Source organism: Escherichia whittamii, assembly GCF_014836715.1.
GTDB lineage: Bacteria > Pseudomonadota > Gammaproteobacteria > Enterobacterales > Enterobacteriaceae > Escherichia > Escherichia whittamii.
Genome location: NZ_JACSQI010000007.1, coordinates 130,787 through 146,512 on the forward strand (window position 1 = coordinate 130,787; position 15,726 = coordinate 146,512).

14 protein-coding genes, 1 tRNA gene and 1 pseudogene are annotated in these 15,726 nt (G+C 50.7%); 13 read left to right on the forward strand and 3 right to left on the reverse strand.

What is annotated here, in order from left to right; all coding sequences use genetic code 11:
- Positions 1-137: 137 nt before the first annotated feature.
- From nfrB to H9644_RS12825, 4 genes are all read left to right on the forward strand, one after another.
- A complete protein-coding gene (gene nfrB, locus H9644_RS12810) occupies positions 138-2,375 on the forward strand; it encodes a cyclic di-3',5'-guanylate-activated glycosyltransferase NfrB (protein ID WP_105289168.1) in 2,238 nt (745 codons plus the stop codon).
- Complete coding sequence (gene nfrA, locus H9644_RS12815; RefSeq protein ID WP_191774826.1) at positions 2,362-5,334, forward strand: bacteriophage adsorption protein NfrA; 2,973 nt, start codon at positions 2,362-2,364, stop codon at positions 5,332-5,334. The genes nfrB and nfrA overlap by 14 nt, the downstream gene beginning before the upstream one ends.
- Positions 5,335-6,225, forward strand: coding sequence for a DUF4434 family protein (locus H9644_RS12820; RefSeq protein ID WP_191774828.1), 891 nt, complete (start codon positions 5,335-5,337; stop codon positions 6,223-6,225). It begins immediately after the preceding gene.
- A gap of 670 nt (positions 6,226-6,895) precedes the next feature.
- A complete protein-coding gene (locus tag H9644_RS12825; protein WP_225221389.1) occupies positions 6,896-7,393 on the forward strand; it encodes a hypothetical protein in 498 nt (165 codons plus the stop codon).
- A 580-nt stretch (positions 7,394-7,973) separates the two neighbouring features.
- Here H9644_RS12825 and emrE read toward each other — a convergent pair.
- Entirely contained in the window at positions 7,974-8,306 is a 333-nt protein-coding gene (gene emrE / locus H9644_RS12830; RefSeq protein WP_064529023.1) for a multidrug efflux SMR transporter EmrE, read from the reverse strand.
- A gap of 94 nt (positions 8,307-8,400) precedes the next feature.
- On the opposite strand from emrE, the pseudogene H9644_RS12835 reads away from it, so the two are divergent.
- Positions 8,401-8,570, forward strand: a pseudogene (locus H9644_RS12835) (integrase); the annotation flags it as partial.
- A gap of 15 nt (positions 8,571-8,585) precedes the next feature.
- Here H9644_RS12835 and H9644_RS12840 read toward each other — a convergent pair.
- Positions 8,586-8,662, reverse strand: a tRNA-Arg gene (locus H9644_RS12840).
- 259 nt (positions 8,663-8,921) lie between these two features.
- On the opposite strand from H9644_RS12840, the gene folD reads away from it, so the two are divergent.
- From folD to H9644_RS12855, 3 genes are all read left to right on the forward strand, one after another.
- The gene (folD, locus tag H9644_RS12845; RefSeq protein ID WP_064529024.1) at positions 8,922-9,788 is read left to right on the forward strand and encodes a bifunctional methylenetetrahydrofolate dehydrogenase/methenyltetrahydrofolate cyclohydrolase FolD; all 867 of its coding nucleotides are present in this window, start codon (positions 8,922-8,924) and stop codon (positions 9,786-9,788) included.
- A 1-nt stretch (position 9,789) separates the two neighbouring features.
- Positions 9,790-10,002 carry a ribosome-associated protein YbcJ gene (ybcJ, locus tag H9644_RS12850; RefSeq protein WP_000190295.1) on the forward strand — a complete coding sequence of 71 codons (213 nt, stop codon included), beginning with the start codon at positions 9,790-9,792 and terminating at the stop codon, positions 10,000-10,002.
- Positions 10,003-10,109: 107 nt separating this feature from the next.
- Entirely contained in the window at positions 10,110-10,631 is a 522-nt protein-coding gene (locus H9644_RS12855; protein WP_191774830.1) for a metal-dependent hydrolase, read from the forward strand.
- Between the two features lie 35 nt (positions 10,632-10,666).
- Here the strand turns inward: H9644_RS12855 and cysS are convergent, their stop codons facing one another.
- Complete coding sequence (cysS, locus tag H9644_RS12860) at positions 10,667-12,052, reverse strand: cysteine--tRNA ligase (RefSeq protein WP_062881668.1); 1,386 nt, start codon at positions 12,050-12,052, stop codon at positions 10,667-10,669.
- Positions 12,053-12,225: 173 nt separating this feature from the next.
- Between cysS and ppiB the strand changes: the two genes are divergently transcribed.
- From ppiB to purK, 5 genes are all read left to right on the forward strand, one after another.
- Positions 12,226-12,720, forward strand: a complete 495-nt coding sequence (gene ppiB, locus H9644_RS12865; protein WP_000255987.1) for a peptidylprolyl isomerase B — start codon at positions 12,226-12,228, stop codon at positions 12,718-12,720.
- A gap of 2 nt (positions 12,721-12,722) precedes the next feature.
- The gene (gene lpxH, locus H9644_RS12870) at positions 12,723-13,445 is read left to right on the forward strand and encodes a UDP-2,3-diacylglucosamine diphosphatase (protein WP_191774832.1); all 723 of its coding nucleotides are present in this window, start codon (positions 12,723-12,725) and stop codon (positions 13,443-13,445) included.
- A 111-nt stretch (positions 13,446-13,556) separates the two neighbouring features.
- Positions 13,557-13,886, forward strand: coding sequence for a hypothetical protein (locus H9644_RS12875; RefSeq protein WP_064529027.1), 330 nt, complete (start codon positions 13,557-13,559; stop codon positions 13,884-13,886).
- Between the two features lie 95 nt (positions 13,887-13,981).
- On the forward strand, positions 13,982-14,491 hold the full coding sequence (gene purE, locus H9644_RS12880; protein ID WP_064529028.1) for a 5-(carboxyamino)imidazole ribonucleotide mutase: 510 nt from the start codon (positions 13,982-13,984) through the stop codon (positions 14,489-14,491).
- Positions 14,488-15,555 carry a 5-(carboxyamino)imidazole ribonucleotide synthase gene (purK, locus tag H9644_RS12885; protein WP_191774834.1) on the forward strand — a complete coding sequence of 356 codons (1,068 nt, stop codon included), beginning with the start codon at positions 14,488-14,490 and terminating at the stop codon, positions 15,553-15,555. Before purE ends, purK begins: the two co-directional genes overlap by 4 nt.
- The last annotated feature ends 171 nt before the right edge of the window (positions 15,556-15,726 follow it).

Consider the following 15,726-nt stretch of genomic DNA (forward strand, 5'->3'; position numbering starts at 1 on the left):
CAGTAACTTTTATAACCAGTGTAAAAATAACGTGCCGCAACAGTCATACCTATTAATGGTAAAAAGCTGTCACAATCCATAAAAAACCTTAATATACGCCACCCAAAACATAACCAGCGTTAATGTAAGGCTTTTTTGTGAACTGGCTTCTTGATGTTTTTGCTACCTGGCTCTATGGCTTAAAAGTAATCGCGATAACGTTAGCGGTCATAATGTTCATCAGCGGACTGGACGATTTTTTCATTGATGTCGTCTACTGGGTACGCCGCATTAAGCGCAAGTTGAGTGTTTATCGCCGCTACCCGCGAATGAGTTACCGCGAACTGTATAAGCCGGATGAAAAACCCTTAGCGATTATGGTTCCGGCGTGGAATGAAACGGGCGTCATCGGCAATATGGCCGAGCTGGCGGCAACCACGCTCGACTACGAAAACTATCATATCTTTGTTGGCACTTACCCGAACGACCCTGATACCCAGCGTGATGTTGACGAAGTGTGCGCTCGCTTCCCGAACGTGCATAAGGTGGTCTGTGCGCGTCCTGGCCCCACCAGTAAAGCAGACTGTCTGAACAATGTGCTGGACGCCATCACCCAGTTTGAACGTAGCGCCAATTTTGCCTTTGCTGGTTTTATTCTGCATGATGCTGAAGACGTGATTTCGCCAATGGAATTGCGTCTGTTCAACTATCTGGTGGAACGTAAAGATCTGATCCAGATCCCTGTCTATCCGTTTGAACGCGAGTGGACACACTTCACCAGCATGACCTATATCGATGAATTTTCAGAACTACATGGCAAAGATGTTCCAGTGCGTGAAGCTCTCGCCGGACAAGTGCCTAGCGCAGGCGTCGGCACCTGCTTCAGCCGCCGTGCCGTGACCGCACTGTTAGCCGACGGTGACGGTATCGCTTTCGACGTGCAGAGTCTTACTGAAGATTACGACATTGGTTTCCGCCTGAAAGAAAAAGGTATGACGGAAATTTTTGTCCGTTTTCCAGTGGTGGACGAAGCCAAAGAACGCGAGCAGCGTAAATTTTTACAGCACGCGCGGACGTCAAACATGATCTGCGTGCGCGAATATTTCCCCGATACCTTTTCCACCGCCGTTCGACAAAAGTCTCGCTGGATCATCGGCATTGTTTTCCAGGGCTTTAAAACCCACAAATGGACCTCCAGCCTGACGTTGAACTACTTTTTGTGGCGCGATCGCAAAGGGGCAATCAGTAACTTTGTCAGCTTCCTCGCGATGCTGGTGATGATCCAGCTTTTGCTGTTGATGGCGTATGAAAGTTTGTGCTCCGATGCCTGGCATTTTCTTTCTATTTTCAGCGGCAGCGCATGGTTAATGACCCTGCTGTGGCTAAACTTTGGCTTGATGATCAACCGCATTGTGCAGCGAGTGATTTTTGTCACTGGCTACTACGGCCTGACGCAAGGCTTACTGTCCGTCCTGCGGCTATTCTGGGGCAACCTGATTAACTTTATGGCCAACTGGCGCGCGCTGAAACAGGTTCTTCAGCACGGCGATCCGCGTCGCGTGGCATGGGATAAAACGACGCACGATTTCCCCAGCGTGACTGGTGATACCCGTTCGTTGCGCCCGTTAGGTCAAATTCTGCTGGAAAATCAGGTCATCACCGAAGAGCAACTCGATACAGCACTGCGTAATCGTGTTGAAGGTTTACGTCTCGGCGGTTCGATGCTTATGCAAGGATTGATTAGCGCCGAACAACTGGCGCAAGCGCTGGCTGAACAAAACGGCGTGGCGTGGGAGTCCATCGATGCCTGGCAGATCCCTTCCTCACTGATTGCCGAGATGCCAGCCTCCGTGGCGCTGCATTATGCGGTGCTGCCGCTGCGCATGGAAAATGAAGAGTTAATTGTCGGCAGTGAAGACGGCATCGACCCTGTTTCGCTGGCGGCGCTGGCGCGTAAGGTCGGACGAAAAGTACGTTACGTCATTGTTCTGCGTGGACAAATTGTCACCGGATTACGTCACTGGTATGCTCGCCGACGCGGCCATGACCCGCGGTCAATGTTGCACAATGCGGTTCAGCATCAGTGGCTCACGGAACAACAAGCCAGCGATATCTGGCGGCAATATGTGCCGCATCAGTTCCTGTTCGCTGAAATACTGACTACGCTCGGTCATATTAATCGTTCAGCAATTAACGTGTTGTTGCTGCGCCATGAACGCAGCTCTCTGCCGCTCGGCAAATTTTTGGTCACCGAAGGCGTTATCAGCCAGGAAACGCTGGATCGCGTACTGTCAATTCAGCGCGAATTACAAGTTTCAATGCAATCACTATTACTAAAAGCAGGTTTAACCACCGAACAGGTTGCGCAACTGGAGTCCGAAAATGAAGGAGAATAACCTTAATCGCATCATCGGATGGTCTGGTTTGCTGCTGACGTCCTTATTGAGTACCAGCGCACTCGCAGACACTATCGGCACCAGCGCAGAAGAGCTGGGGCTTAGTGACTATCGCCATTTTGTTATTTACCCCCGTCTCGATAAGGCGCTGAAGGCACAGAAAAATAACGACGAAGCAACCGCCATCCGTGAATTTGAATATATACATCAGCAGGTGCCGGATAACATTCCGTTGACGTTATATCTGGCGGAAGCTTATCGCCATTTTGGTCATGATGACCGCGCGCGATTATTGCTTGAGGATCAACTGAAACGTCATCCTGGAGATGCCCGACTTGAGCGAAACCTGGCGGCAATTCCAGTGGAAGTTAAAACCGTGACTACTGTTGAAGAACTGCTCGACCAGCAAAAAGCGTGCGATGCTGCGCCGACCCTGCGTTGTCGCAGCGAAGTCGGGCAGAATGCGCTGCGGCTGGCGCAGTTGCCTGTCGCCAGAGCACAACTGAACGATGCAAAGTTTGCCGCGTCGCCGGAAGGAAAAACGTTGCGGACCGATCTGCTACAACGGGCAATCTACCTGAAACAATGGTCGCAGGCAGATACGCTATACAATGAAGCACGCCAGCAGAACACATTAAGCGCGGCGGAGCGCCGCCAGTGGTTTGACGTGCTTCTTGCCGGACAACTGGACGATCGGATCCTGGCACTGCAATCGCTGGGGATCTTCACCGATCCACAGTCGTATATTACTTACGCGACCGCGCTGGCTTATCGTGGCGAAAAAGCACGTCTCCAGCGTTATCTGGCTGAAAATACGCCGCTATTTACCACTGATGCACAAGAAAAAAGCTGGCTCTATCTGTTATCAAAATACAGTGACAACCCGGTGCAGGCATTGGCGAATCATCAGGTACAGTTTGCCGATAACCGCCAGTATGTTGTTGGCGCGACGCTACCAGTGCTGTTAAAAGAAGGTCAGTACGACGCAGCGCAAAAACTGCTCGCTACCCTTCCCGCCGATGAAATGCTTGAAGAGCGTTATGCCGTCAGCGTGGCGACCCGGAATAAAGCAGAAGCGCTGCGTCTGGCACGATTGTTATATCAACGAGAACCGACAAATCTTACGCGTCTGGATCAACTGACCTGGCAACTGATGCAGGCCGGGCAGTCACGCGAAGCTGCCGATTTATTGCTGCAACGCTATCCCTTCCAGGGTGATGCGAGCGTCAGCCATACTTTAATGACACGACTGGCTTCTCTACTGGATAGTCATCCTTACCTGGCAACACCTGCGAAGGTGGCGATTTTATCAAAGCCCTTGCCGCTGGCGGAGCAGCGTCAGTGGCAAAGCCAGTTACCGGGAATTGCGGATAATTGCCCGGCAATCGTTCGTTTACTTGGGGATATGTCACCTTCCTACGATGCTGCCGCCTGGAACCGTCTGGCAAAGTGTTATCGGGAAACTCTCCCCGGCGTGGCGTTATATGCCTGGCTTCAGGCGGAAAAAAGGCAACCGAACGTCTGGCAACATCGCGCTGTGGCTTATCAGGCATACCAGGTGGAAGACTACAATACCGCCCTGGCGGCCTGGCAGAAAATCAGCTTACGCGACATGAGCAATGAGGACCTGCTCGCCGCTGCCAATACCGCCCAGGCAGCAGGAAATGGCGCAGCTCGCGATCGCTGGCTGCAACAAGCAGAACAACGTGGGCTGGGAAACAATGCCCAATACTGGTGGCTGCATGCGCAACGTTATATTCCTGGTCAGCCGGAGCTCGCACTGAACGATCTTACTCGCTCAATCAATATTGCCCCTTCAGCCAAAGCATACGTCGCACGGGCAACGATTTACCGGCAACAGCATAATATTCCTGCAGCGGTGAGCGATCTGCGCGCCGCGCTTGAGCTGGAACCCAATAACAGCAACACCCAGGCGGCGCTCGGTTACGCTTTGTGGGACAGCGGCGATATCGCGCAGTCGCAGGAAATGCTGGAACAGGCACATAAAGGACTACCGGACGATCCGGCACTGATCCGACAACTGGCCTACGTGAACCAGCGTCTGGATGATATGCCTGCGACGCAGCACTACGCCCGGCTGGTAATTGATGACATTGATAACCAGGCGCTGATAACCCCACTGACGCCGGAGCAAAATCAGCAACGCTTCAATTTCCGTCGCTTGCATGAAGACGTTGGTCGCCGCTGGACGTTCAGTTTCGATTCCTCCATCGGCTTGCGTTCTGGCGCAATGAGTACAGCTAACAACAATGTCGGCGGCGCAGCACCGGGAAAAAGCTATCGTAGCTACGGGCAACTGGAAGCCGAATACCGCATTGGACGCAATATGCTGCTGGAAGGCGACTTGCTTTCAGTTTACAGCCGCGTATTTGCCGATACCGGAGAAAACGGTGTGGCAATGCCGGTGAAAAATCCAATGTCCGGTACTGGCCTGCGCTGGAAACCGCTGCGCGATCAGATCTTTTTCCTTGCCGTTGAACAACAGTTCCCGCTGAACGGGCAAAATGGCGCATCCGACACTATGCTACGCGCCAGTGCTTCATTCTTTAACGGCGGTAAATACAGCGACGAGTGGCACCCGAACGGTCCGGGCTGGTTTGCCCAAAACCTGTATCTCGATGCGGCACAATATGTTCGCCAGGATATTCAGGCATGGACGGCAGATTACCGCGTGAGCTGGCATCAGAAAGTAGCAAACGGGCAAACCATTGAACCTTATGCTCACATTCAGGGTAACGGCTACCGGGATAAAGGTACTCAGGGCGCGCAGCTTGGCGGTGTTGGCGTGCGCTGGAATATCTGGACTGGTGAAACGCATTACGATGCATGGCCGCATAAAGTGAGCCTTGGCGTCGAATATCAGCATACCTTTAAGGCGATTAATCAACGTAGCGGAGAACGCAACAACGCGTTTCTCACCATTGGAGTGCACTGGTAAATGCGTAAGTTATTTTTCGTAATGCTGACACTGCTGTTAGTCAGCCCTTTTTCTTTTGCGATGAAAGGTATTATCTGGCAACCACAAAATCGTGACAGTCAGGTCACCGACGTCCAGTGGCAGGGACTGATGAGTCAGTTGCGTCACCAGGGCTTCGACACCCTGATTCTGCAATGGACCCGTTATGGCGATGCCTTCACTCAGCCAAAAGATCGTGCATTATTGTTCAGTCGCGCAGCGGCAGCGCAACACGCAGGCCTGAAGCTGATTGTTGGTCTGAATGCCGATCCGGAATTTTTCATGCATCAGAAGCAGTCCTCCGCAGCGCTGGAGAGCTATCTTAATCGCCTGCTGGCCGCCGATCTCCAGCAAGCCAGATTATGGAGCGCCGCGCCTGGCGTGACGCCGGATGGCTGGTACATCAGTGCGGAAATTGACGACCTGAACTGGCGCAGCGAAGCCGCCCGTCAGCCATTGCTGAAATGGTTAAACAATTCGCAGCGGCTGATTAGCAATGTTTCGGCAAAACCGGTTTATATCAGTAGTTTCTTTGCCGGAAATATGACGCCCGATGGCTATCGGCAACTGCTGGAACAAGTTAAAGCAACCGGCGTTAATGTCTGGGTACAGGATGGCAGCGGCGTGGATAAACTCACCGCCGGACAGCGTGAGCGTTATCTGCAAGCCAGCGCAGATTGCCAGGCTTCCTCACCCGCCAGCGGCATTGTTTATGAACTGTTTATCGCGGGCAAAGGTAAAACCTTTGAAGCTAAACCAAAACCGAATGCGGAGATCGCCTCGTTGTTAGCGAAGCGTTCCGCCTGCGGCAAAGACACGCTTTATTTCTCCCTACGCTATTTGCCCGTCGCGCGTGGCATCCTCGAGTATTAATTGTTTAAGGGAGCAACTTTGCTTGCTCCCTTCCTTTTCACTTTCCTAATCAGAATTCTGTCTGTATTAATTGTTTAGCAGGCTCTCTGTTTTCAACGCATTTTATGCGTCTGGCGTGTTTCGATTATTTAGAAAAACCGCGACAAAAAAGTGATGGTTTAATTTGCGAAAGAGGAGGCGTTAAAGGAAGAATATAGGTAAAACCAATTTCATCGACTAACTGTTTGTTCTGGATGCCTTCATTTTCCTCCCAGTCAATAGATGACAGGAAGGTTTTAAACTGCTGTTTGTCTTAAAACTTCAAAGCTCATTCTTTCATACGTTCTCTTTTAATTATCTGTCCTCCAATCAAATATTCTTATCAGCGGTTACACCATTATATTCACAATAAACATTATTACCCGCTTTACCATTTGTCACCACATGATAGTTGCCATCAGATCTTGCAATGCTTCGGCTCAGGCTTACACTTGCGGCGATTTGGCACTTTCTAGATATTCCCGTACAAGACACAAATAATCGGCGTAGCCACTACTCAGAGGGGGTATATAATAATATTCATACCACTATATAAATTTTAAATAAGAATAATAATTCATTGACTGCATTAATATCAGCATATTCCTTTACACAGGAATACAACCTTTTATTTAATAAACAAAGAGAGTCAATGATGAGTAAAATTACAGGTGTTTTAGTTGATAACCATATCTATGATATTAGCAATGATATGAAGTTTGGTTACAATTTTCCTAACAACTTGTTTCCTGGAGCCACCTTCAAGATGGTAATTGATAATGACCCTGTTAATAATGATAAGGTAAAATGGAGCTGTGGCACTGAAGCAGACAACAATATTCTGGCGGTTAGTCAGGATGGCACAGTGACTTTTCCGAACGTAGATGAAAAGTGCGTTTGGAAGTTATTTTCTATTATCGCTACTGATAAAATAACAAATCAATTTGCCGATGGTTATATATTTATCGTGAAGAGTTTTTTCAAATACAGCACTGAAACTTATCATTCAGTTAAAGATATTTTACCGTGGATTAAAAAAATGAACGGGGAATTTCCTGAAGCGCAGAATATCGATAGTTACGATTATGATGATAATTATGCAACACATATTATCAAGCGAGAAGTTAACGCAGGACTTTACCAGGAATGAGGTAATATAGCTAATAGTGGATGGAACACAATTAATGAGGACTCCGGTGTGTGTGGCATTTACGCCTTTAATAAAGATAATAATTCTTATTATTATCTTAGCAATGATGGGTTCAGACAGAAATTTGGGGCAGGTTACCATGCTCAGGCAGTTGCATCCTACAGTGAACGCATCGTCTGATTGTGCTTTTTGTCCACTATCATTTGCATTATTGCAGCGTAAACATTCACTAAAATTATAAAATTTAACTTACGCATAACCACCCGTTCAGCGGGTGGTTCTCATATTTATCCACAATGTGGATGAAGTTTAAAAAATAAACAGTTTTTTATACTGCTATAAACAATTAATTCTCGGCAGCTAATAACTACAGCCCCTGTTTCCCCATTTACCACCAATCTCCGTTTCATCACAAAATGTTGGCGGCATTTCTCGCTGAAAACTTTATTACTATTGTTCAGAACACAAATATGGTAATCCCCTGCTCCACTAACCTAAAAACATTTACCAGCAGTATAAAAAGCAGTCCGTATAAAGATACGGGCTGCTTTATGTTTATACGATTCAAAAGTAATTATTTTTAATGTGGTGTGCTTCGTGACAACAGGTTAATTACCAACACTCCGGCACAAATCAACATCATGCCTATAATGGCTGGCAGATCCAGCCGTTGGCCGAAAAATCCCCAGGAAAGTAAGCTAATCAGGACGATACCGACGCCTGACCAGATAGCATAAGCAATCCCTGTAGGAATATAAGCCAGCGTCTGAGCTAATAACCAGAATGATGTACAGTAACAAATAATCGTACCAACAGAGGGCCATAACCGTGTAAACCCCTCTGAAAACTTCATTAAGGTTGTACCAATGACCTCTGCAAGTATTGCGCCACCAAGATAAATATAAGGGTTCATAGCATATTCTTTCCTGTTAATACCGAAGAGAATTGTACTACAGTTTGAACTTAACTCACCGGATTCATTCTGGTGCATTCATTGATGTTCTTCATCAGTGCTTGAGGAAATGGGCGGATGGGAATCCATTGAAATGGTGCGTAGATATGCTCACTTTGCGCCTAATCATTTGACGGAGCACGCGAGGAAAATAGACGACATTTTTGGTAATGATGTCCCAAATACGTCCACTCTGAAATTATGAAGGAAATAAAGAAGGCGTAACTAATTGAATTGTAATGGCGCGCCCTGCAGGATTCGAACCTGCGGCCCACGACTTAGAAGGTCGTTGCTCTATCCAACTGAGCTAAGGGCGCATTGATGCTGTGATGCAGTTCAACCGCGTGAATTATACGGTCAACCCTTGCTGAGTCAATGGCTTTTGAACTGGTTGCTGAACAAGTGTACGACCACATCAGATTTAGCTCACTACGGCGGCAAACCAACGACGGTTATCATTATCGCCAGGTACAGAAGGTTTTACTTTCCTGAAAACGAAAACTGACATCACGCCCCGCTTCTGACAAAATAGACGCATCCCCTTCGACCTACGTAACAGATGGAATCCTCTCTCTGATGGCAGCAAAGATTATAGATGGTAAAACGATTGCGCAGCAGGTGCGCTCTGAGGTTGCTCAAAAAGTTCAGGCGCGTATTGCAGCCGGACTGCGGGCGCCGGGACTGGCCGTTGTGCTGGTGGGCAGCAACCCTGCATCGCAAATTTATGTCGCAAGCAAACGCAAAGCTTGCGAAGAGGTGGGATTCATCTCCCGCTCATACGATCTTCCGGAAACTACCAGCGAAGCAGAGCTGCTGGAGCTTATCGATGTACTGAATGCCGACAACACCATCGATGGCATTCTGGTGCAACTGCCATTACCGGCGGGAATTGATAACGTCAAAGTGCTGGAACGTATTCACCCGGACAAAGACGTGGACGGTTTCCATCCTTACAACGTCGGTCGTCTGTGCCAGCGCGCTCCGCGTCTGCGTCCTTGCACCCCGCGCGGTATCGTCACGCTGCTTGAGCGTTACAACATTGATACTTTCGGCCTCAACGCCGTGGTGATTGGCGCATCGAACATTGTTGGCCGCCCGATGAGCATGGAACTGCTGCTGGCAGGTTGCACCACCACCGTTACCCACCGTTTCACTAAAAATCTGCGTCATCACGTAGAAAACGCCGATCTGCTGATCGTCGCCGTCGGCAAGCCGGGCTTTATTCCTGGTGACTGGATCAAAGAAGGCGCAATTGTGATTGATGTCGGCATCAACCGTCTGGAAAATGGCAAAGTTGTGGGCGACGTTGTGTTTGAAGACGCGGCTAAACGCGCCTCGTACATTACGCCTGTTCCCGGCGGCGTTGGCCCGATGACGGTTGCCACGCTGATTGAAAACACGCTACAGGCGTGCGTTGAATATCATGATCCACAGGGTGAGTAACATGGCGACATTTTCTTTAGGTAAACATCCGCACGTTGAGCTGTGCGACTTACTGAAACTGGAAGGCTGGAGCGAAAGCGGCGCGCAGGCGAAAATCGTCATTGCTGAAGGCCAGGTAAAAGTCGACGGCGCGGTCGAAACGCGCAAACGCTGCAAAATCGTCGCCGGGCAGACAGTAAGTTTTGCAGGTCACAGCGTACAGGTTGTTGCCTGATCCCTTTCCCGGCCTGTATCAACAGGCCGGTTCTCTTTTCAGACTTTTGCCCTCTACGCCCCGTTCAGCCATGCTGATAGCATCGACATTTTGCCGAAGCGATCATCATGCCAACCGTTATTACTCACGCCGCAGTCCCCCTTTGTCTGGGCTTAGGACTGGGGTCGAAAATCATCCCGTCACGTCTGTTATTTGCCGGAATTGTCCTGGCGATGCTGCCCGATGCCGACGTATTGTCGTTTAAATTTGGCGTTGCTTACGGCAATGTTTTTGGTCATCGCGGGTTTACCCATTCGCTGGCGTTTGCGTTTGTTGTCCCGCTGCTATGCGTACTTATTGGTCGACGATGGTTCAGGGCTGGGCTGATTCGCTGCTGGCTATTTTTAACCGTCTCGTTGCTCTCGCACAGTTTGCTGGATTCGGTAACCACTGGCGGTAAAGGCGTTGGCTGGCTATGGCCGTGGTCAGATGAACGCTTTTTCGCTCCCTGGCAGGTGATTAAGGTCGCACCGTTTGCGTTGTCTCGTTACACCACGCCGTACGGACATCAGGTGATTATTTCTGAATTGATGTGGGTATGGTTGCCGGGAATGGTGCTGATGGGAATGTTGTGGTGGAGCAGGCGATAACCGGATGCGAGAACTCGCATCCGGCAATAGCGCAATTACTTACGACGCCAGGTGGTCCCTTGTGGGCCATCCTCCAGCACGATCCCCATCTCGTTAAGACGGTCACGCGCCGCATCTGCCGCCGCCCAGTCTTTCGCTTTACGGGCATCCAGACGCTGTTGAATTAACGCTTCAATCTCAGCCACTTCGCTGTCGTCTGCCTGCGCGCCGCTTTGCAGGAATGCTTCTGGTTCTTGCTCCAGCAGACCCAGCACAGCAGAAAGTTTACGCAGGTGAGACGCCATTGCGTTCGCCGCTGCCATATCTTCTGCTTTCAGACGGTTCACTTCACGTGCCATATCGAACAGCACGGAATAGGCTTCCGGGGTGTTGAAGTCGTCGTCCATCGCTTCAATAAAGCGCGCTTCAAACGCTTCGCCACCGGCAGGCTCGACGGTTTTGTCTGTGCCACGCAGCGCAGTGTAGAGACGTTCCAGCGCCGCGCGTGCCTGCTTCAGGTTCTCTTCGCTGTAGTTCAGCTGGCTGCGATAGTGACCCGACATTAAGAAGTAACGCACGGTTTCCGCGTCGTAGTATTTCAGCACATCACGCACGGTGAAGAAGTTACCCAGCGATTTGGACATCTTCTCGCGGTCAACCATCACCATGCCGGAGTGCATCCAGTAGTTCACATACTGACCATCATGCGCACAGGTGGACTGGGCGATTTCATTCTCGTGGTGCGGGAACATCAGGTCAGAACCACCGCCGTGGATATCAAAGTGGTTACCCAGCTGTTTGCAGTTCATTGCCGAACACTCAATGTGCCAGCCTGGACGGCCCGCGCCCCACGGAGACGGCCAGCTCGGTTCGCCCTCTTTCGACATCTTCCACAGAACGAAGTCCATCGGGTTGCGTTTGTCATCGACCACGTCAACGCGCGCCCCTGCCTGCAGCTGGTCGAGATCCTGACGCGACAGCACGCCATAAGTCGGATCGGTCGGCACGTCGAACATCACGTCGCCGTTATCCGCCACATAAGCGTGACCTTTGGCGATCAGTTGTTCAGTGAGTTCAATAATTTCTGCGATATGGTGCGTCGCACGCGGCTCCATATCCGGGCGCAGAATGTTCAAAGCATCAAAATCTTTGTGCATTTCGGCGATCATGCGATCCACCAGCGCCACAAAGCTTTCGCCATTTTCATTGGCGCGCTTGATGATTTTGTCGTCGATATCAGTAATGTTGCGCACATACTTCAGCTTGTAGCCGAGGAAACGCAGGTAGCGTGCGACCACGTCAAAGGCAACAAAGGTACGCCCGTGACCGATATGACAGAGGTCGTAAACGGTGATTCCACACACGTACATGCCGACTTCCCCGGCGTGAATAGGCTTAAATTCCTCTTTTTGGCGTGTCAGAGTATTGAAGATTTTTAGCATCGAAGATTCCGTTTAGACATGTGTGGGTAATTGAGTTGCGTATAATACCCATATTTCCCGCGCGATTCAGCATACATTGCAAGATGATCCGATCGTGCGGTTATGCTATAACACCACCCTATATATGACCCGAACCGGGTTGAAGCACCAATCAAACGGAACAGGATGCAAAAATGGTTACTTTCCACACCAATCACGGCGATATTGTCATCAAAACTTTTGACGATAAAGCACCTGAAACAGTTAAAAACTTCCTGGACTACTGCCGCGAAGGTTTTTACAACAACACCATTTTCCACCGTGTTATCAACGGCTTTATGATTCAGGGCGGCGGTTTTGAACCGGGCATGAAACAAAAAGCAACCAAAGACCCGATCAAAAACGAAGCCAACAACGGTCTGAAAAACACCCGTGGTACGCTGGCAATGGCCCGTACTCAGGCGCCGCACTCTGCAACTGCGCAGTTCTTCATCAACGTAGTTGATAATGACTTCCTGAACTTCTCTGGCGAAAGCCTGCAAGGTTGGGGCTACTGCGTGTTTGCTGAAGTGGTTGAAGGCATGGACGTAGTAGACAAAATCAAAGGTGTTGCAACCGGTCGTAGCGGTATGCACCAGGACGTGCCAAAAGAAGACGTCATCATTGAAAGCGTGACCGTTAGCGAGTAATCGTGGCGACACTCTTTATTGCAGACCTTCATCTCTGCGTGGAAGAACCGGCGATCACCGCCGGTTTTCTGCGTTTTTTAGCGGGAGAAGCCCGCAAGGCCGACGCGCTATATATTCTTGGCGATCTGTTTGAAGCATGGATTGGCGACGACGATCCCAGCCCGTTTCATCGCCAGATGGCAGCGGCAATCAAAGCGCTATCCGATTCCGGCGTTCCCTGTTATTTCATTCATGGCAACCGTGATTTTCTGCTCGGCAAGCGCTTTGCCCGTGAAAGCGGCATGACGTTATTGCCGGAAGAAAAAGTGCTCGAACTTTATGGTCGTCGGGTGCTGATTATGCATGGCGACACGCTGTGTACCGATGACGTGGGTTATCAGGCATTTCGCGCCAAAGTCCACAAACCGTGGCTACAAACGCTATTCCTCGCCCTGCCGTTATTTGTGCGCAAACGTATTGCCGCAAGAATGCGCGCGAACAGTAAAGAAGCCAACAGCAGTAAATCGCTGGCGATCATGGATGTAAACCAAAACGCGGTGGTCAGTGCGATGGAAAAGCATCAGGTACAGTGGCTGATCCACGGGCATACCCATCGCCCGGCAGTCCATGAACTCATCGCCAATCAGCAACCTGCTTTCCGCGTCGTGCTGGGTGCCTGGCATACCGAAGGTTCGATGGTGAAAGTCACGGCGGATGACGTTGAGTTGATTCATTTTCCTTTCTGACCGCGAATGAACAGATTCTGAAAAAGCGCCAGACTACCGCAACCTGTATATCTTTTTCTGAGCCAGCAAGGTAATAAATCCCTGAGTGAAATAACAACAGGGAATATTATTATGCAACGCTGCAACGGATTTTTGATTTCTGGTATCGCCCTTACGGCAGGAGCGCCTCTGTGTATTAGCTGGTTTGGCCTTGTCGGCTTCTATTTTGGCGCATTGTCACTGGTGGCGGCGGCGGTCATTTCGTGGATAGCCTATTTCTGGCTCATTTACTTAGTACTCACCCGCCCCCATAACCAACGTTTTGTCGAAAGATTTGTATTGATTGTCGGTATTTGCTTTTTTCCGTGGAGCATTGTGCTGATATGGGCATTCTTTGCCAGTTCATCCAGAGCGCATAATCAACACGCAGATCAGATTAAAAACTCAACAAATGACGGTTAATCCCGCCTACGCAACCGTTTTCCTTGCTCTCTTTCCGTGCTATTCTCTGTGCCCTCTAAAGCCGAGAGTTGTGCACCACAGGAGTTTTAAGACGCATGTCTTCCCGCAATAATCCGGCGCGTGTCGCCATCGTGATGGGGTCCAAAAGCGACTGGGCTACCATGCAGTTCGCCGCCGAAATCTTCGAAATCCTGAATGTCCCGCACCACGTTGAAGTGGTTTCTGCTCACCGCACCCCCGATAAATTGTTCAGCTTCGCCGAAAGCGCCGAAGATAACGGTTATCAGGTGATTATTGCGGGCGCGGGCGGCGCAGCGCACCTGCCGGGCATGATTGCCGCCAAAACGCTAGTGCCAGTGCTGGGCGTACCAGTACAGAGCGCCGCACTGAGCGGTGTCGATAGCCTCTACTCCATCGTGCAAATGCCGCGCGGCATTCCGGTAGGTACGCTGGCGATTGGTAAAGCGGGCGCGGCAAACGCAGCCTTACTGGCAGCACAAATTCTTGCGACTCACGATAAAGAACTGCACCAGCGCCTTAGCGACTGGCGCAAAGCCCAGACCGACGAAGTGCTGGAAAACCCGGACCCGCGAGGTGCGGCATGAAACAGGTTTGCGTGCTCGGCAACGGGCAGTTAGGCCGTATGTTGCGTCAGGCAGGCGAACCGTTAGGTATTGCTGTCTGGCCGGTCGGACTGGACGCTGAACCGGCAGCGGTACCTTTTCAACAAAGCGTGATTACCGCTGAGATCGAACGCTGGCCAGAAACCGCATTAACCCGCGAGCTGGCGCGCCATCCGGCCTTTGTGAACCGCGATGTGTTCCCGATTATTGCCGACCGTCTGACTCAGAAGCAGCTTTTCGACAAACTCCACCTGCCGACCGCACCATGGCAGTTACTTGCCGATCGCAGCGAGTGGCCTGCGGTGTTTGATCGTTTAGGTGAGCTGGCGATTGTTAAACGTCGCACTGGCGGCTATGACGGTCGCGGTCAATGGCGTTTACGCGCCGATGAAACCGAACAGTTACCGGCTGAATGCTACGGCGAATGTATTGTCGAGCGGGGCATTAACTTCTCTGGTGAAGTGTCGCTGGTTGGCGCGCGCGGCTTTGATGGCAGCACGGTGTTTTATCCGCTGACGCATAACCTGCATCAGGACGGTATTTTGCGCACCAGCGTCGCTTTCCCGCAGGCCAACGCGCAGCAACAGGCGCAGGCCGAAGAGATGCTGTCGGCGATTATGCAGGAACTGGGCTATGTGGGCGTGATGGCGATGGAGTGTTTTGTCACTCCGCAAGGTCTGCTGATCAACGAACTGGCTCCGCGTGTGCATAACAGTGGCCACTGGACGCAAAACGGCGCCAGCATCAGCCAGTTTGAGCTGCACCTGCGGGCGATTACCAATCTGCCGTTACCGCAACCAGTGGTGAATAGCCCGTCGGTGATGATCAACCTGATTGGTAGCGATGTGAATTATGACTGGCTGAAACTGCCGCTGGTGCATCTGCACTGGTACGACAAAGAAGTCCGCCCGGGGCGTAAAGTGGGGCATCTGAATTTGACCGACAGCGATACATCGCGTCTGACCGCCACGCTGGAAGCCTTAATCCCGCTGCTGCCGCCGGAATATGCCAGCGGCGTGATTTGGGCGCAGAGTAAGTTCAGTTAACCAGGTGCTCATATTCTTGCCGGATGCGGCGTGAACGCCTTATCCGGCATACCGATCCGGCACCGATTGTAGGCCTGATAAGATGCGCCAGCATCGCATCAGGCATCGTACGCCAATTGCAGGATGCGGCGTGAACGCCTTATCCGGCCTACCAGTCCGGCACCAATTGTA

Coding starts and splice junctions, on each gene's coding strand:
- nfrA (WP_191774826.1), top strand. CDS start 2,362: ATGAAGGAGAATAACCTTAATCGCATCATCGGATGGTCTGGTTTGCTG.
- H9644_RS12820 (WP_191774828.1), top strand. CDS start 5,335: ATGCGTAAGTTATTTTTCGTAATGCTGACACTGCTGTTAGTCAGCCCT.
- H9644_RS12825 (WP_225221389.1), top strand. CDS start 6,896: ATGATGAGTAAAATTACAGGTGTTTTAGTTGATAACCATATCTATGAT.
- emrE (WP_064529023.1), bottom strand. CDS start 8,306: ATGAACCCTTATATTTATCTTGGTGGCGCAATACTTGCAGAGGTCATT.
- folD (WP_064529024.1), top strand. CDS start 8,922: ATGGCAGCAAAGATTATAGATGGTAAAACGATTGCGCAGCAGGTGCGC.
- ybcJ (WP_000190295.1), top strand. CDS start 9,790: ATGGCGACATTTTCTTTAGGTAAACATCCGCACGTTGAGCTGTGCGAC.
- H9644_RS12855 (WP_191774830.1), top strand. CDS start 10,110: ATGCCAACCGTTATTACTCACGCCGCAGTCCCCCTTTGTCTGGGCTTA.
- cysS (WP_062881668.1), bottom strand. CDS start 12,052: ATGCTAAAAATCTTCAATACTCTGACACGCCAAAAAGAGGAATTTAAG.
- ppiB (WP_000255987.1), top strand. CDS start 12,226: ATGGTTACTTTCCACACCAATCACGGCGATATTGTCATCAAAACTTTT.
- H9644_RS12875 (WP_064529027.1), top strand. CDS start 13,557: ATGCAACGCTGCAACGGATTTTTGATTTCTGGTATCGCCCTTACGGCA.
- purE (WP_064529028.1), top strand. CDS start 13,982: ATGTCTTCCCGCAATAATCCGGCGCGTGTCGCCATCGTGATGGGGTCC.
- purK (WP_191774834.1), top strand. CDS start 14,488: ATGAAACAGGTTTGCGTGCTCGGCAACGGGCAGTTAGGCCGTATGTTG.